The organism is Flavobacterium plurextorum, from assembly GCF_002217395.1.
In the GTDB taxonomy this organism is placed as follows: Bacteria; Bacteroidota; Bacteroidia; order Flavobacteriales; family Flavobacteriaceae; genus Flavobacterium; species Flavobacterium plurextorum.
In genome coordinates, this window is the sequence record NZ_MUHD01000034.1 from 142,472 (window position 1) to 160,686 (window position 18,215).

Sequence of the window (18,215 nt, forward strand, 5' to 3'; positions counted from 1 at the left end):
TTTTATTTGAGGTAAAAGGCGTTTCACTTGTTTTCTTTTATTTCTTTTTCTAAATTTTGAACCTATGCTTCTATGTGTTTAAATAAATTTTTAAAATTTCATTCGATGTCTTGGCAGATTAATTTCGTGTCCTTGCGGATAAGGTTTACGATGTGTTAGGCTTATATCTTCTTTAATTTGGTTTTGTGTTTTATACTGGTCTTTAGAATCCATATAACGCGGATCTGGAATAAAAGGCATTTTTGCCATTTTAGTAATGGTGATCGTTGGGAAATGATAATCAACCTCAACATTTCCTAATAATAAATAGCAGCCGCCACCCTGAAACGGATATTTTTCTAAGCTGTCAGGAAAATGTGCCGTATCAAAATAAGTACCTTCATGATCAATCCAAGTTCCAAAATACATAGTTCCTTTTTTTGTAGGAACGTGTTTTCTAGAAATCAAGTAAGCCAGCATTCGAACTTGTCTTTTATGATATTTGACTAAATCTTTAGCCATAATATCGCCGCGATGTTTGGTTTGCAAAATGTCAAAAACCGTACACGAAACAGGAAAACTCAACAATTCGATTTCGTCAAAAGCATCTTCAAAAACAGAACGTTCCAATGTCGGAAGTTTATATTCCTTAACAGGTTCTTGTAAAAGTTTTAAATTCCTGTTTTCAGGTTTAAAATTGTTCAGCAGCAAACTTGCAATAACCAAAAGCTGGTTTTTAGTTTTTCCTGTAAAACGAAAAGCACCAATGAAAATCAAAATTTTGATATTTTCAATCCCTATTGGAATACGATTGATGAAATCTTCTAAAGAAATATAATCACCATTTTTATTTCGGTCTTCCTCAATTAAATGTGCTGTTTTCGATTCCAAACTCTGAATGTGCATAAAACCGAGGTAAATATCTGTACCATATAAAGTAGTTTGATATTCGCTTTTATTCACGCACGGATTATGAATTGTTCCGCCAGACATTCGTGCCTCATGTACATAAACTTCAGTTCTATAAAATCCGCCCTGATTATTGATTACCGCAGTCATAAACTCAATAGGATAATATACTTTCAGATATAAACTCTGATAACTCTCAACAGCATAAGAAGCCGAGTGCGCTTTGCAAAAAGAATATCCAGCAAATGATTCAATCTGACGATAAATTTCCTGACTTAAACCAACTGGATGTCCTTTTTGAGCACAGCAGGCAAAGAAATTGTCTTTTACTTTTTGTAAAGCTTCTAGAGATCTTCCTTTTCCAGACATGGCACGACGAAGAATATCACCGTCAGCAGCGGGAAGTCCGCCGTAATGTAAAGCGATTTTGATAACATCTTCCTGATAGACCATAATACCGTAGGTTTCACCAAGCTGTTCTTTGAAAACCTCATGAAAATATTCAAATTGCTGTGGATTATTATGACGAAAAATGTATTCTTTCATCATTCCCGATTGTGCAACGCCGGGACGAATGATAGACGATGCAGCAACCAGAATTTTATAATTATCACAATTTAAACGACGTAATAAGCCACGCATAGCAGGACTTTCGATATAAAAACAGCCAATCGTTTTTCCCTGTGCCAGATAAACATTGCACAAAGCTTCATCTTTAGAAATCGAAGTATTACGAATGTCAACTTTTATTCCTCGGTTTTTAGCAATCAGTTTTACACTGTCATCAATATGCCCAATGCCTCGCTGACTCAGAATATCGAATTTTTCAAAACCAATTTCTTCTGCAATATGCATATCAAAAAGCACAATTGGAAATCCTTTTGGAGGCATTTCTAAGGGCGTGTAATTCGTAATTGGTTCTTCAGAAATCAGAATTCCGCAGGCATGCATACTGCGCTGGTTTGGATATTTTTCGAGCAGCATTCCGTATTGCTGAACCAGTTTTACAATTTTATTGGTTTCATGCAAAGCCATTGGATTCTTGGCCAGCATATCAAGTTCTTCTTTCGGAAGTCCAAAAACTTTTCCAACTTCCCTAAATATAGATCGGTATTTAAATTCGACATTCGTACCGCAGAAAGCAACATGATTTCGACCGTATTTTCCGAAGATATATTCTAGAATTATATTGCGTTCCTGCCAGCTCCAGTCAATATCAAAATCAGGCGGCGTTTTACGGTTGAGGTTTAAGAACCGTTCAAAATACAAATCCAGCTCGATAGGACAGATATCGGTTATTCCAAGACAATACGCAATGATGCTGTTGGCACCGCTTCCACGTCCAATGTGCATGAAACCTTGACTATTACTGTATTGAATAATATCCCAAGTAATTAAAAAATAACCGCTGAATTGCAATTCGTCAATAACTTTTAATTCTTTTGCTACACGAGCTTTTGCTTCTAAATTATCTTTATCGTAACGATTTTTAAATCCTTCCCAAGCTAAATCAGTAAGTTTTTCTAAATCTTCCTGACGGCTTTTTGTATAGAATCTTTTGTTTTTTGGAGTTTCAAAATCATATTCGAAATTACAGGAATCAATGATTTTTTGCGTATTGCTTATAATTTCAGGATATTTTTCATAGAAAGGCAAAAGAGATTCTACCGGTTGCATGATATCCGAAACTTTGCAGTAATCCGCTTCTGTAAGTTTTGATAAAATAATATTAGTGTCAATTGCCCGAAGAATTTTATGCAGATTGTATTCTGTTTTGGTTCTAAAAGTTACTGACTGTAAAACTACCATCTGAGCAATTTTATTTTTGTGTTCTGATGTAAAAAGCCTCGAAACTTCTTCAGGACGAATACCGATAAATTCATTTTCGCGAAGAACTTTCGGAGCATTTTCTAAAGTATAAATCACAAAAACCGATTTGAATTCGGGCGCAGTCAAAGGCAGGTTTTCTCCACTGAAATTATGTTCGGTTAAAAATCGATTCATTTCAGCTAAACCTTCTGTATTTTGAGCCAAACCGATAAATCGGAATTGATGATTGCAGCGAAATTCTATTCCAACTAAAGGTTTAATTTCTTTTTCCTGACAAGCTCTTATGAAATCATAAATGCCTGTTACGGTATTAATATCTGTTAATGCCATTGCTTTTACACCAAATGAAACGGCTTGGCTGATCAATTCCTTAAGCGGAATTGTGCCGTAACGTAATGAATGATATGAATGACAATTAAGATACATTATTTGTTGCGTTTTAAAATTTCGTCTTTAGTGTTTGGTTTGAAAGAAGCTCCTGCACAGCGCATTACAGCATCAAATCCATAACGTTTTTTCATTTTATCCATCGCTTCATAAAGTGAAAGCATTTCCTGAGTGTCTTCAAAAAGATCAATTTGATAAGTACCGCGCACCAATCCGCTGAAGCGAACTCCAATCAAGCGCAATCGCATACGACGCTGATAAACTTTCTCGAAAAGTTCGGTTACATTTTTAGTCAGAATATGATCGGCTGAGGTATAAGCTACTCGGCATTGTTTGGTTTCGGTATCAAAATTGGCGTAACGTATTTTAACCGTAACCGTTGAGGTCAGCCATTGTTCTGCACGAAGCTGAAAAGCTAGTTTTTCGACCATTCCCAATAATATTCTTCTCAGTTTTGCAATATCTATAGTGTCCTGAGTAAAAGTAGTTTCGGTAGAAATTGATTTTCTTTCCGTATAAGGTTCAACAGGAGTGTTGTCAATTCCGTGTGCTTTTTTCCAAAGTTCAAGACCATTTTTGCCAATCATTTGCTGTAAAACCTCAGCAGGCATTTCGGCCAAAGTCTGAATTTTACGAACGCCAATTCTTGACAAAAGCTGAAATGTAACTGCGCCAACCATTGGGATTTTCTGAATCGATAACGGATTTAAAAAGTCTTGTACACCTTGTTCTGGAATTTCAAGATTCCCTACAGGTTTACCTTCTCCTGTAGCAATTTTAGAAACGGTTTTATTGATGGATAATGAAAAACTAATGGGAAGCCCTGTTTCTTTAATGACCTTTTGAGCCAATTCATCTGTCCATTTATAACTGCCGTGAAATTTATCCATTCCAGTAATATCCAAATAAAATTCATCGATACTTGCTTTTTCCATTACCGGCGCTTTTTCCTGAATAATCTGGGTAACATCATGCGATAACTGCGAATATAATTCCATATCGCCTTTCATAACTTTAGCCTGTGGACAAAGTTTCAGCGCCATATGAATAGGCATGGCAGAACGCACTCCAAAACGGCGCGCTTCATAAGAACAAGATGCTACAACACCGCGATCTCCGCCACCTATAATAAGCGGAATATCATTGAGTTCAGAGTTGGTGCGTCTTTCGCAGGATACAAAAAAGGTATCCAGATCCATATGTACAATTGCCCTTGCCATTTTCCTTTTTGTTTTTGTATGGAACAAAATTAGCACAGATAAGAACATTTTTTCATATATTTGCTGTTCCAAATTATAACAAATTAATTATGTCTTTATTTTCAGATAACATCAGAGCATTGAGGGTTAAGCATAAAATATCGCAGGAGAAATTAGCTGGAAACCTTAGTATTACAAGAGGAAGATACGTGAAATACGAAGATGGAACTTCGGAAGCACCGTATGATATTTTAAAGAAAATTGCCTTGTTTTTTCATACAAGTATCGATTTGTTATTGTCGGTCGATATTCGGAAAATAAACATCGAAAATTTGATAAAACTTGAGGGTAACCGACTTATTTTACCAATTCAGGTTGATAATTTTGGCGAAAATTATATCGAAATTGTATCTCAAAAAGCAAAAGCAGGATATCTCAACGGATATGCTGATCCAGAATATATTGAAAGTTTACAACAGGTTTCGCTTCCGTTTTTAGGTCCTGGTAAACATAGAGGTTTTCCTGTAGAAGGCGATTCAATGCCTCCGCACGAAGCTGGTTCGATAATTATTGGGCGTTATGTTGAAAGGTTAGGAGAGGTGATGGATGGAAAAACCTATATTTTGATTACCAAAAATGAAGGAATGGTTTATAAACGTCTTAATAAGAACAAAAAAAATACCTTGGTTTTAGAATCGGATAATAGTTTTTACCCGAATTATGAAGTGAAAGCTTCTGATATTTTGGAGATTTGGGAGTACGAATGCAACATCGGACGATCAGATAAAAAACAAACATTGTCTGAAACCGAAAGCATGAAAGAACTGCTTCTAGAAGTGAAAAGAGAAGTGATGGAAATTAAAAATAATACTTCGAATACTTAAAAAGAAAAATAAGGAAAAGAGTTTTTTATTTTTAAATCCGAATGTCACTCTGAGCGAAGTCGAAGACCTTTTGTGCTATAAAGCCTTTCGATTTCGCTCAGGGTGACAATAGATAAATAAAAAAATCTAAAAAACCTTTGCAAAACTCAAGCCATATTGCTGCCCGTTATAAAAAGGCATTATCATAGAAGTTGATTTATTTTCAGAAGATGATTTGAATAATTTTTTAGTGATATACGGATTCATCCAATAGGCGATTTTTGTACTCAAAATCCCGATTCCGGCTCCAGCGGCAACATCGGTTAACCAATGGCGATTGTTGTAAATTCTAAATAATCCCGTTCCAGTTGCAACAGCATAACCTGCAATTCCGTACCAAATAGATTTGTCTTTGTATTCCTGCCATAAAAATTCGGCTCCTGCAAAAGCAGTTGCTGTGTGACCGGAAGGAAAGGAGTTGTTCGAACTTCCGTCTGGCCTTTCTTCATGTGTAATCGATTTTAAACCTAAAACCGTTGTCGCCATAATGGCATATGAAGTCACAAATATAACAGAACGATCCCGCATATTATTTTTACCTTTCACGCCAAAAGCGTTCAAAGCATAAACCGATGCCGCAGGTGCATATTGCGAGAAATCATCAATGGTGATTTTGTTATCAATATCTTCAGTAACTTCTTTTTTAATTTGCGAATTAAAACTCAGCAACTGATCGCTTTCAAGTCCAATAACACCGTACCCAATTAATACACCAGGAATAATCAATTGTTTGTAATTGAATTTTAGCTGATGTGAAGTACTGTCAATTTTTGTAATGGAGTCGTTTTGTTGAGCATTTGCGCTCAAAAAAACGAATAGAAATACCAGAGAAATAGCTTTACAAGACATCGTTTGTTTTTGTTATGATTTACAATAATAACGAATGTCCAATCAAAGTATTTTTACCTTAATTGAACCTTAAGTTAATATTAACCTGTTGGTTTTAAATAAGGGAATTGTATTAAGATTGGCTAAATATTTTGGAATTTAGCAGGAGTGATTTATATTATTGCAATGGATTTCAATCCGTTGAAATTTGATTGCAACACGTTTTTAAAGTCCCAGAGGGACGATTCATATTGTAAGGCTGGATTCAATCCAGTCTAAATATGTCATCGAGCCTACAGCTCTTTTGCATTGCGGAATTTCTTTGCCAACCGGATTAAAATCCGGTCCTACAATATAAACCAAGCTTACGGCTCTTTTAATATTTTTGTTTAAATAAGCAACAATTATTCTTTATACCTTCAACGAAAACCAAAACGTACTTCCTAATCCCAAGTTACTTTCTACACCAACATTTCCGTTCTGTGCTTCAATGAATTCTTTACTAATGGCTAATCCTAATCCTGTTCCAGATTTTTGACTGCCGGGAACTTGAAAATATTTATCAAAAACTCGGTCTTTATATCTTGTGTCAATTCCTTTTCCAGTGTCGATAACCTGAAATACGATTTGATTATTTTCTTTTCTTAGTTTGATAAAAATAGTACTTTTTTCAGAAGAATATCTGATTGCATTTGACAAATAATTAATTAAAACCCAACCTGTTTTTTCGCTGTCGGCTTTCACATCTTGAAGATCTTCATCAGCGTCAATTACAAGTTTAATTTGTTTTTGGTCGGCTTGAACTTTTACTGCTTCAACAGCATAATTTACAATTTTATGCGGATTGCTTTTTTCGATATTCAGCTGAATATTTCCAGTTTCTAATTGTGATAAATTAAGCAATTCGCCTGTAATTTTCAACAATCTCTGACTGTCATCTTTTATACTTTCTACCAATTGTTTTTGGTCGTCGTTCATATCGCCCGTTTTTCCATTTTCAAGTAATTGAAGGCTTAATTTTATAGAAGCAATTGGCGTTTTTAATTCGTGTGAAACTGTCGCAATAAAATTGGTTTTGGCAAAATCCAGTTCTTTAAAAAGAGTAATATTTCTCAGGATAATAACATCGCCAATATTGATTTCTTTTTCTTCTCCCGTTGGAATTATTGTAATATTTAGAATTTCTTTTTCGAAATAACTTTCTTTTCCGTGTGCATAAATTTTCAGCGGTTGTTTTTTTGGTGCATCAACATCTTCTTTTAAAATCAAAGAGCGAATCAAATCATTGGATAAGGCTAGAGTAGAAGCCGATTTTCCGATAACATCTTCCAATTTCAGTCCAATAATTTTCAACGCTTCATCATTGGCAAATAAAACAATTCCTTCATGGTCTAAACCAATAATTGGATCGTGCATATTATTGATAAGTGTTTCCAGTCGTTTCTTCTCAAAAAAGAGCTTATACAAATTGCTGTCATTATATTCCTGGAGTTTCTGCGCCATCGTATTAAACGATTTTGCTAAATCTCCATATTCATTATGATTGGTAAAATGAACACGCTCTGAATAGTTTTTATTAGCAATTTCCTTAATACTCAGCGTTAATTCCTTAATTGGATTGGCAATATTATTGGGTAAATTAACCAGCAGATTAAAAGCAATCAGAAAACATAAACTGCCCACAATTGCAATCCATAAATTGGCATTTTCGGCAGTCAGTTTTGCAATGTCGCTTTTCTGTTTTATCGCATCCAGATTCAGTTTCATAATCGCAAAAATATTCTGTCTGATTTTTGTTTTTAAGGCTTCGCTGGCACCATTTTTTTCTAAAATAGTAAAACTTTTTTCCAGATTTTCGGTTGCTTCCTTTTCTCCGGGTTCCGTAACATTTTGTGTTTGTTTTTCAAGATAATCCTTGAAAATAAGAATCTTACTATCAGAGTTCGTTTTAAGTTCATCCAAAGACAAAATCATATTTCTAGAATATTCCAGCGTGTTATAATTTGCTTTCAGAATATTCTCTGTATCTGCTTTTATCAAAAAAACAGAATAACCGCTCACTAACGAAAGTATAATGATCATTAAAAATAACAATCCAACTCCCAGATTCAATTTGGTTTTAATTCTCATATTTTAATTTTTGTGTGAAATGTTACTTGTGTAAGATATAAAATGTGAGATGTGAAATGATCTTTGAGAAATACATTTTATATCTCACATTTCAAGATAATATTACAAGATCGACATTTGACAGAGACAGTTTGTTCAGCAAACGTCTAAAAATTGTTGTAGACAAAATTACTTTAAATAAATTCAAATGCGGTTTCCCGATACATACAGTTGTAATTTGTTTTTCTTCTACAGTTGTTAAAATAGCATCTGCAATATTTGAGTTTTCTAATTTTATCACTTCTGCGCCTAATTGCACGGCGAGTTTAAAATTATTAATTAAATGCCGTTGTTTGTCCAAAGCAATTTTTGTACTGCTTTCTTTTGGCGTTTCCACATACAAAACATACCATAGTCCGTTATAATAACTTGCCAGACGAGCAGCTTTTCTAATTACAATTTTAGCCGTTTTATCATTGCTGCTAATGCAGGCCAAAAGTTTTTCGTGTCGTAAAGCATGAAGATTCGGAACTTCATTTTCAACTTTTCGAACGACCTGACTCGCTACTTCTTTCAAAGCCAATTCTCGAAGTTGTAAAATCTGTTCCGATTTAAAAAAGTTCGTTAAAGCGGTCTGAATTTTATCTGGAGTATAAATTTTTCCTTCTTTCAAACGCGCAATCAAATCTTCGGATGTTAAATCGATATTCACGACTTCATCCGCCAATCGTAAAACATTATCAGGAATTCGTTCCTGAACATCAATATTTGTAATACGTTTTACATCTTCATTTAAACTTTCAATATGCTGAATGTTTACAGCCGAAATCACGTTAATTCCAGCATCCAGAATCTCTAATACATCCTGCCAGCGCTTTTCATTTTTACTTCCTTCAATGTTGGTGTGTGCCAATTCATCAACAATAACCACCTCTGGACGAAGATTAATAATCGCCTGAACGTCGAGTTCTTCAAGTTCTTTTCCTTTATAAAAAATAGTCCGTCTCGGAATTATAGGCAATCCTGCTAATAATTCATGAGTTTCTTTTCGCATGTGCGTTTCGATGTAGCCAATTTTTACATCGATTCCGTTTTTTAATAACGAATGTGCTTCCTGAAGCATACGAAAAGTCTTGCCCACACCGGCACTCATTCCAATGTAGATTTTGAACTTTCCCTTTCGTGATTTCTGAATTAAATCGAGAAAGTGCTGTGCATTATTTTCTTTTTCTTCTTTCATGTTTTTTTGCCACGAAGGCGCTAAGTCACAAAGTTTTTTTTAGCCACAGATTATACAGATTAAAAAGATTATTGAATGGCTTTGTCTTGATTTATTTGCCACGAATTACACCAATTTCCACGAATTATATTTAAATAAAAATTAGCGAAAATTGGTGTAATTCGTGGCGAAAAAAAATCCTTTTAATCCTTTTAATCTTTGGCAAGAAACATTCTCCTAAAAACTAATCGCCAAGGAAGACGTTACAAACGTATTCGTATCCGTTGGAACATTATTTTTTGTAAAGATTTCATCCTTACTCGAAAGATTTCTAGCCTCAATTCTAAACATTACATTATCAGTAACTAAGTAATCAAAGTTAGCTGAAAATCCGTAAGTTTTAAAACCATTTGGTGTTTCAGTTGCGATAATTACCCCTTTTTCATCACTATAATATTCGCCGCGCGCTGCAAGCTGAATTTTATCCGTTGGTTTGTATTGCAAAATTAAAACTGGCGAAAACCAAGTATCGTATTTATTACTGTTTTTAGCCGATTGCTGAGATCCAATATCAAGACCAGCTGTTATGTTTGTTTTTCCCGTTACTTTAAATTGTCCGTAGAAGTTATTAAAATAACGCCATTTTTTGTCAATGTCCGGCTGCTCATTTCCAACATAAGTACTCCAGTTTAAAACAACTCGATCAGACGGTTTGTAAGTAACCTGAGTTCCAAAAGCAGGCGTTTGATTTCCTTCAACCTTCTCAATTCGCTGCCAGCCATTTAAGTACATACCCGCCAAATACCACTCTCCAGATTCAGAAGTATAACCAATTTTAACTCCTGTTTCATAATAAGGAGAATTTTCAGCCAGAATACTTCGTGATAAAGTCTGGCAATCTTTTCCAATCGCACTTTCAAAACCAATATGCGAAGGCATAATTCCAGCATCAATCCATAAATTATGAGTCGATGAAATTCTTACACCAACATTTGCTTCGTAAACATTTTTCAACAAGCCTTGTTCAGCCGCCATATTGTATTCGGCATATGTTCCCGCCATCAGGGCAAAATTACCACGAATATTATCTTTGTTGTAATTTACTTTTGCCATTCCTAAATTAATATTCACTTCATTACTTTTATTAAAATTGTAAAAAAAGTTTGGTCGAGTATGATCTTCTGGTTTCCCAAAATCGTAACTATAATAAGTTTCTACATATCCTGAAAATGTTAATGGACTTTTTGATTCTTCTTGTGCATGTAAATTGCTGTAACCAAAAGCGATTAAAGCAGTAAGTATAATTTTTTTCATTGTTAATTGTGGTATTCAAACCCGAAAGGGTTAATTAATTATTAGTAGATTTTTTTAGGAGCTATTTCCCGCTATCCGTTTCAATCTTTTGTACCGAACGCCGGTACAAAAGGATTTTCACTACTATCGGGGCTAGAGTATTTGGGGTAAAAAAGGCGTTTTTGTTTCCTGCAAGGTTTTTGAAACCTTGTAGGTATTTAATTTTAAAGTTTTTGATTCAACGTCTTGTTTTGTCATTTCGATCCCGAAGCCTCGGGATCGAAATGACAAGAATACGCATAGAAAAACCTTAGTGTCTTAGCGACTCAGTCCCGAAGCTTCGGGATCAGAATCTCGTTTTATCGAAGCTGATCAAGCGCCACATTCAATTCCAAAACATTAACAGTTTCAGGTCCAACAACAGCCGAATTAATTTTAGACTCAACCAAAGCTTTTACTTTAGCTTCATCCAATTTTCTTTCTTTGGCAATTCGTTTTACTTGAATCAAAGCACCTTGAGGAGAAATATTAGGATCTAATCCACTTCCTGAAGCCGTTACCATATCAGCCGGAATTTCAGATTTTTTCAAGTAAGGATGAACAAGTAAAAGGGTATCAATTCTTTTTTGAACCAAAGCTAAATATTCAGCATTACTTGGACCTTTGTTACTTCCGGCACTTCCCGCAGCATTATAATCAACTGCAGAAGGTCTTCCCCAGAAATAATTCGACTTATCGAATTTTTGACCAATTTTTTGGTATCCAACCACTTTTCCGTTTACCGAAATCGTTTCTCCTTTCCCTTGATTTGGAGCTAATTTTGCAATTCCGTAAATCGCTAATGGATAAATAACCGCAAACAAAATCAAAGTAAATACGGTAAGTTTTAATAGTGAAAATATAGTTTTCATGTTTTTAATTTAAAATGTTAGAAGTAAAATATTAGAAGTAAAATGTAAAATGTAGATTTTCGCATTTCACTAACCATATTTCACTAAATAAATAGAGCAACAAGCAAATCAATTACTTTGATTCCGATAAAAGGAACAATTAAACCACCCAAACCATAAATCAAAAGGTTTCTTTTTAGGATGGCACTGGCTCCAATTGGACGATAATCGACACCTTTCAGCGCAAGCGGAATCAATATCGGAATGATAATCGCGTTGAAAATTACAGCTGATAAAATCGCACTTTCAGGACTGTGCAGATTCATAATATTTAAACCTTGAAGCGCAGGAATCGCAGTAATAAAAAGAGCAGGAACAATAGCAAAATATTTCGCAACGTCATTTGCAATAGAAAAAGTAGTTAAAGTACCTCGAGTCATTAAAAGCTGTTTTCCAATTTCAACAATCTCAATTAGTTTCGTTGGATCATTGTCAAGATCGACCATGTTTCCTGCTTCTTTTGCAGCCTGAGTTCCGCTGTTCATGGCAACTCCCACATTCGCTTGAGCCAAAGCCGGAGCATCATTTGTTCCGTCACCCATCATGGCAACTAATCTTCCTTCGGCTTGCTCTTTTCTGATGTAATTCATTTTATCCTCAGGTTTCGCTTCGGCAATAAAATCATCAACACCAGCAGCTTCGGCAATAAATTTTGCTGTAAGCGGATTATCACCTGTAACCATTACCGTTTTGATTCCCATTCTGCGTAAGCGCTCAAAACGTTCTTTCATTCCCGTTTTAATAATATCCTGAAGTTCGATTACACCTTGAACTACATTGTTTTTTATAACAACCAGCGGAGTTCCTCCGTTAGATGAAATCGTAATTACTTGTTGTGCAGTATCATCTGGGAAAGAATTTCCTGCTTGCAGTGCGATGTTTTTAGCAGCATCTTGCGCACCTTTTCTAATATTTGTACCATCTTTTAAAATAACTCCGGAAGTTCTCGTTTCAGCGGTAAATTTGATTAAAGTAGCACCTTCAATAGATAATTTACTGGCAGTTTCGGCTCCTGCCAATTCCACGATACTTTTCCCTTCCGGAGTATCATCTGCTAATGAGCTTAACACAGCAGATTTTATAAATTCTTCCTCTGAAATCCCTTTAGAAGGATAAAAATTGGTTGCTTTTCTGTTCCCAATTGTAATGGTTCCTGTTTTATCTAAAAGCAGTACATCAATATCTCCAGCAGTTTCGACTGCTTTTCCAGATTTCGTGATTACGTTAGCTCGCAAAGCTCTGTCCATTCCTGCAATACCAATCGCAGAAAGTAAACCTCCAATTGTAGTTGGAATTAAACATACAAACAAAGCAATGAAAGCCGCAATCGTGATGGGTGCGTTGGCATAGTCGGCAAACGGTTTTAGCGTAACGCACACAATCACGAAGATTAAAGTAAATGCGGCTAATAAAATGGTTAATGCGATTTCGTTTGGTGTTTTCTGACGGCTTGCACCTTCAACCAAAGCAATCATTTTATCTAAAAAGCTTTCGCCAGGTTCAGAAGTTACTTTTACTTTAATTTTATCAGATAATACTTTTGTTCCTCCGGTTACTGAAGATTTGTCTCCGCCAGCTTCCCGAATTACAGGTGCACTTTCTCCGGTAATAGCACTTTCGTCGATTGTAGCCAGACCTTCGATAATTTCACCATCGGCAGCAATTAAATCGCCAGCCTCACAAACAAAAACATCGTCTTTTTTTAATGCCGAAGAACTGATATTTCTAATTTCTCCGTTAGGTAAAATTTGTCTTGCGGGAGTTTCTTCTCTTGTTTTTCGTAAGCTGTCGGCTTGTGCTTTTCCTCTTGCTTCGGCAATTGCTTCGGCGAAATTGGCAAACAATAGCGTTGCTAATAAAATTAAAAATACAATTAGGTTATAAGTAAGACTTCCTTGGTCGTTTGCTCCCATTAATATTGAAATGCAAACGGCAAACATAATTGCAGTTCCAATTTCTACGGTAAACATTACCGGATTTTTGATCATCATTTTTGGATTAAGCTTGACAAAAGATTGCACTAAGGCTTCTTTTACCTGTTTACTTTCAAATAATGAAGTGGATTTATTAGTTGTCATTTTTTCTTTGTATTATTTGTTAGCTAATTTTTTTTAAACACATAGAGACATAGATTTTAACTTTGAGAAAAAGGCGTTTAACTTGCATAAATGCACATAGCTATGTGTGAAAACGAGTTTTCTTTTTACTCTTTTTTATGGACTTATTTCTATGTTTCTATGTGTTTAATTTTTTTCAGCATTTAAAAATGAGTTGTTATTTTAGTGTGAAATATTCAGCCAATGGACCTAAAGCCAAAGCAGGGAAGAACGATAAAGCAGCGATAATTGCGATTACGGCAAAAGTCATTATTCCAAAAATTGAGGTATCCGTTTTTAAAGTTCCTGCACTTTCAGGAATGTATTTTTTACCAGCCAATAAACCTGCAATTGCCAATGGTCCGATGATTGGAATAAAACGGCTTAACAGCAGCACAATTCCTGTAGTGATATTCCAAAACGGATTATTATCTCCTAAACCTTCAAAACCAGAACCGTTGTTGGCCGCGCTCGAAGTGTATTCGTATAACATTTCTGAGAATCCGTGATTTCCAGGATTATTTAACCAGCCTGTCGCATTTCCGCTGAACCAATAACCCATTGCAGTATCATGAGCAGCAAAGTAAGAAGCTAAAGCAGTTCCTGACAATATTAATAATGGGTGAAGAATGGCGATAAAAGCAGCTATTTTTACTTCCCGAGCTTCGATTTTCTTTCCTAAAAATTCAGGAGTTCGACCTACCATTAATCCAGAGATAAATACTGCCAGAATAATAAAAATGTAGTAGTTCAAAATACCTACACCACATCCACCGTAAAAGGCATTGACCATCATAGCTAGTAATTCCATTGCACCAGAAACAGGCATTGAACTATCGTGCATACTATTAACTGAACCTGTAGAAATTACGGTTGTAGCAATACTCCAAAAACCAGATATTGCTGGTCCAAACCGAACTTCTTTTCCTTCCATCGCTCCATTTGTCTGGGCGATTCCCATTTTTTCGATGGCAGGATTTCCGTTAATTTCGCTCATAACCGTTGGAGTTACTAATAATAAGAATCCAACCGTCATTACTCCGAAGATTATGTAGGATAGTTTTCTTTTCTTTAAATAAAAACCTAGAGCAAAAATCATCGCAAACGGAACAATCATTTGTGCCCAAAGTTCAACTGCATTTGTAAAATATGTTGGGTTTTCTAACGGATGTGAGGAGTTAGCTCCAAAAAATCCGCCGCCATTTGTACCAATATGTTTAATAGCAATAAAAGCAGCAGCAGGACCTCTCGATACTTCTACTTTGTCACCTTGTAAAGTTGTAATAGCATCTTTTCCTTCAAAAGTCATTGGAGTACCGCTAAAAACTAAAGCGATTGCTACAATTGCTGAAAGTGGTAATAAAATACGAGTACAGCTTTTAATGAAATAATTGTAAAAATTACCCAGTTTTTCCGTAGTTCTTTCTTTCATTGCAGTAAAAACCATTGCAGCAGCAGCCAATCCGATACCAGCAGAAACAAATTGAAGAAACATCAATACTATTTGTGAAAGGTATGAAACCCCGCTTTCGCCGGAATAGTGCTGTAAATTGCAATTGACTAAAAATGAAATGGCAGTATTAAATGCCAAATCAGGTGTCATAGATGGGTTGTTATCTGGGTTAAGGGGCAATGAACCTTGAGACAATAAGACAAAAAAGCAAAGAAAGAACCAAATCATGTTTATACTTAAAAGTGCTTTTAAGTGTTGTTTCCAGTTCATTTCTTCGGCAGGATTTATACCGCTGATTTTAAAAATAAATTTTTCAATTGGATTGAAAATTGGATCAAGAAGTGTTTTATCTCCCAAATACACTTTAGCAATATATTTTCCTAAAGGAATAGCTAAAACAATTGTTAAGATAAAAATACCAATGACGCCTAATAATTCTGTGTTCATAATATGTGAGTTTTTGTAAAATGTAAAATGTGAATCTGTAAAAAGTGAGATGTGATTTGTGAAATGAAAGACATCTAACATTTCACTTTTGACATTTCACATTTATTAAAATTTTTCGGGTTTGATTAATACATAAATCAAATACACGAAAACGGCGATTGAAATAATAAATAGTGCGGTCATGATTTATATTTTTTCAAAAAATTCAACTGACATAAAACAAATGGCAAAAAGCACAACGGCCAATGCGAGTAAAAGAAATGTGATCATAAGATTATTTTAGATTTTAGATTTGTGAAATGTTATTTGTGAAATGTGAGATGTAAAATGTTATTTGTGAAAAGTGATAAGTACATTTTACGTTTCACAAATAACATTTCACACTATACGCCAGATGCATTAATCTGTTTGATATATTCTGCTTTAAGCGTTTGAGGAAAAAGATGTGAAATATTGCAGTGACGCATTTCCATAAAAGAAGAAACCGAAAAAACATACACATTAGAAATGGCGTTTTTAGTTTCGATGCTTCCGCTTACAAATAAACGTTCAGCAAGAGCCAGGCATTTTTTTGCCCGAACGATATTACCCGAAATAATAGATTTTTTGGTTATCTCAGCAAAGCGTTCAGCTTGTTTGCAGATTGAGGTGACTTGATTTTTCATTTGAAATGAATTTTAATGTTCTCTCTCCTTATGCCAAAATATGTTCCGAAAAAATGAAGTTGTATCTAAAGTGTTGTCAATAAAAGGAATGTAGTTTTGTGCCAAAAAAAAGGCATAAAAAAAGCCTATCATTTTGATAAGCTTTTCTCGTTTTGATATGTTATTGTTAAGCTCCAGCAGAGTGTTGCATTTATAGAAAACAACAAGTACAGATATTACATCCTCAGCGGGGTGATATTTTTTTTGATTGTTTAAGCTCCGCTGGAGCTTTTTATCATTGGCAATAAATAATCTATAAATATGATGCTTCTCCGATGCTTTAAGAATTGAATTTGCTATTAATATTGAGATTGCTATTTTAGTTGAAATTTGGAATTTAATTTTTTTCTATTCCATATTCTTCCAACTTTCGATATAAAGTCGCAATTCCAATTTCTAATAGTCTAGCTGTTTCTGCTTTATTTCCTTTTGTATAATTCAAAACTTTTTGAATATGAAGTTTTTCAACACTCTGCATTGAGAAAGCTGACATTGGTTTTAAACTTTTTTCGGCTTGATGCTGCATTTCGTATGGCAGAACATCCGAGGTTAAAGTATCACCATTATTCAAAATAACGGATCTTTCGATAATATTTTTAAGTTCGCGGATGTTTCCAGGCCAGGAATAGTTTTCTAGTTTCTGCAGAAAATCATCTGAAATGTGTAATGTTTTTTTATTTGTTTTTTCAGAAAATTGCTTCACAAAATGATGCGTTAAGACTGGAATATCTTTAATCCTTTCTCTTAAAGAAGGAAGTTTAATTTCGAAGATATTTAAACGGAAATACAAATCAGAACGAAAACGATGTTCATCACTTTCTGTTTTTAGATCTCGATTTGTCGCAGCAATTAATCTAAAATTTGATTTTTTTGAGGTAGTATCACCAACAGGAATATATTCGCTGGTTTCTAAAACCCGCAATAATTTAGCCTGAAGATCAATTGGCATTTCACCAATTTCATCTAGAAATAAAGTACCGCCGTTAGCCTCTTCAATAAAACCTTTTTTATCTTTTAAAGCTCCTGTAAAAGCTCCTTGTTTGTGACCAAATAATTCGCTTTCCAAAATTTCTTTGCTGAAAGTACTGCAGTTTAAAGCCACAAATGATTTTCCTGCACGATTACTGTTTTCATGAATAGCTTGTGCAAAAACTTCTTTTCCAGTTCCAGTTTCGCCTGTAAGTAAAACAGTCGAATCTGTTTTGGCTACTTTTTGTGCCAAATCAATTACCTGTTCAAGACCTTTTGATTTTCCAATGATAGTTTTAAACGAATATTTATCATTGATTCGTTTTTCAAGCTGCTGCACCTTTTTTTGCAAATGCACTTTTTCAACTGCTTTGTAGAGAAGCGGAATAATTTTATCGTTATCATCTCCCTTTACAATATAATCAAAAGCACCATTTTTCATAGCCTGAACACCGTCTGGAATATTTCCAAAAGCAGTTAATAAAATAACTTCTGTCAATGGGAAATTTCCCTTTATATTTTGAAGAAAATCGACACCGTTTCCGTCAGGAAGTTTCACATCACACAAAACGACATCTATATCAGTTTGTTCCAGTTTCTTAAAACCTGATTTTAAATCTTTGGCTTCGATAACTTCAAAACCTTCTGATTTTATAATACGCGCAAGCAGACTTCTTAGTTTTTCTTCGTCGTCTATAATTAAAATTTTGTGTGTCATTTGAAAAAAAGGCTTATCGGAAGTTGTTTTTTGATGTACAAATGTAGGTTTTAAATCATTTTCCTTTTTTGATTCAACGGAAATTATTTTAAAAGTAGAATCTAGTAGTACAAAATTAAAAATTAAAAAAGACAGAAAAACAACTCACAAACAGATTTTCAATCAGCTTAAATAAAAGCTTTAGCCACAGATTAAAATGATT

General features: G+C 34.6%; 13 protein-coding genes. 1 reads left to right on the plus strand and 12 read right to left on the minus strand.

Annotation, left to right across the window (positions count from 1 at the left end; all coding sequences use genetic code 11):
* Positions 1 to 90: 90 nt before the first annotated feature.
* Positions 91 to 3,144, minus strand: a complete 3,054-nt coding sequence (locus B0A81_RS18070; RefSeq protein ID WP_089059287.1) for a DNA polymerase III subunit alpha — start codon at positions 3,142 to 3,144, stop codon at positions 91 to 93.
* Entirely contained in the window at positions 3,144 to 4,325 is a 1,182-nt protein-coding gene (dinB, locus tag B0A81_RS18075; protein ID WP_089059288.1) for a DNA polymerase IV, read from the minus strand. The genes B0A81_RS18070 and dinB overlap by 1 nt, the downstream gene beginning before the upstream one ends.
* A gap of 89 nt (positions 4,326 to 4,414) precedes the next feature.
* On the opposite strand from dinB, the gene B0A81_RS18080 reads away from it, so the two are divergent.
* Positions 4,415 to 5,188: an XRE family transcriptional regulator gene (locus B0A81_RS18080; protein WP_089059304.1), complete on the plus strand. Its 774-nt coding sequence runs from the start codon at positions 4,415 to 4,417 to the stop codon at positions 5,186 to 5,188.
* Between the two features lie 126 nt (positions 5,189 to 5,314).
* On the opposite strand, the gene B0A81_RS18085 is transcribed toward B0A81_RS18080, so the two are convergent.
* From B0A81_RS18085 to B0A81_RS18130, 10 genes are all read right to left on the minus strand, one after another.
* The gene (locus B0A81_RS18085) at positions 5,315 to 6,076 is read right to left on the minus strand and encodes a phosphatase PAP2 family protein (protein WP_089059289.1); all 762 of its coding nucleotides are present in this window, start codon (positions 6,074 to 6,076) and stop codon (positions 5,315 to 5,317) included.
* A 390-nt stretch (positions 6,077 to 6,466) separates the two neighbouring features.
* A complete protein-coding gene (locus B0A81_RS18090; protein ID WP_089059290.1) occupies positions 6,467 to 8,185 on the minus strand; it encodes an ATP-binding protein in 1,719 nt (572 codons plus the stop codon).
* Positions 8,186 to 8,276: 91 nt separating this feature from the next.
* Entirely contained in the window at positions 8,277 to 9,404 is a 1,128-nt protein-coding gene (locus B0A81_RS18095; RefSeq protein WP_089059291.1) for a histidine kinase, read from the minus strand.
* A 216-nt stretch (positions 9,405 to 9,620) separates the two neighbouring features.
* Positions 9,621 to 10,697, minus strand: coding sequence for a porin (locus tag B0A81_RS18100; RefSeq protein WP_089059292.1), 1,077 nt, complete (start codon positions 10,695 to 10,697; stop codon positions 9,621 to 9,623).
* Positions 10,698 to 11,035: 338 nt separating this feature from the next.
* Positions 11,036 to 11,587: a K(+)-transporting ATPase subunit C gene (locus B0A81_RS18105; protein ID WP_089059293.1), complete on the minus strand. Its 552-nt coding sequence runs from the start codon at positions 11,585 to 11,587 to the stop codon at positions 11,036 to 11,038.
* Between the two features lie 83 nt (positions 11,588 to 11,670).
* On the minus strand, positions 11,671 to 13,704 hold the full coding sequence (gene kdpB, locus B0A81_RS18110) for a potassium-transporting ATPase subunit KdpB (RefSeq protein WP_089059294.1): 2,034 nt from the start codon (positions 13,702 to 13,704) through the stop codon (positions 11,671 to 11,673).
* Positions 13,705 to 13,900: 196 nt separating this feature from the next.
* Positions 13,901 to 15,622: a potassium-transporting ATPase subunit KdpA gene (gene kdpA / locus B0A81_RS18115; RefSeq protein WP_089059295.1), complete on the minus strand. Its 1,722-nt coding sequence runs from the start codon at positions 15,620 to 15,622 to the stop codon at positions 13,901 to 13,903.
* Between the two features lie 105 nt (positions 15,623 to 15,727).
* On the minus strand, positions 15,728 to 15,805 hold the full coding sequence (gene kdpF / locus B0A81_RS18120; RefSeq protein WP_073099479.1) for a K(+)-transporting ATPase subunit F: 78 nt from the start codon (positions 15,803 to 15,805) through the stop codon (positions 15,728 to 15,730).
* A 200-nt stretch (positions 15,806 to 16,005) separates the two neighbouring features.
* Complete coding sequence (locus B0A81_RS18125) at positions 16,006 to 16,287, minus strand: DUF7674 family protein (protein WP_089059296.1); 282 nt, start codon at positions 16,285 to 16,287, stop codon at positions 16,006 to 16,008.
* Between the two features lie 376 nt (positions 16,288 to 16,663).
* On the minus strand, positions 16,664 to 18,013 hold the full coding sequence (locus tag B0A81_RS18130; RefSeq protein WP_089059297.1) for a sigma-54-dependent transcriptional regulator: 1,350 nt from the start codon (positions 18,011 to 18,013) through the stop codon (positions 16,664 to 16,666).
* Positions 18,014 to 18,215: the final 202 nt, after the last annotated feature.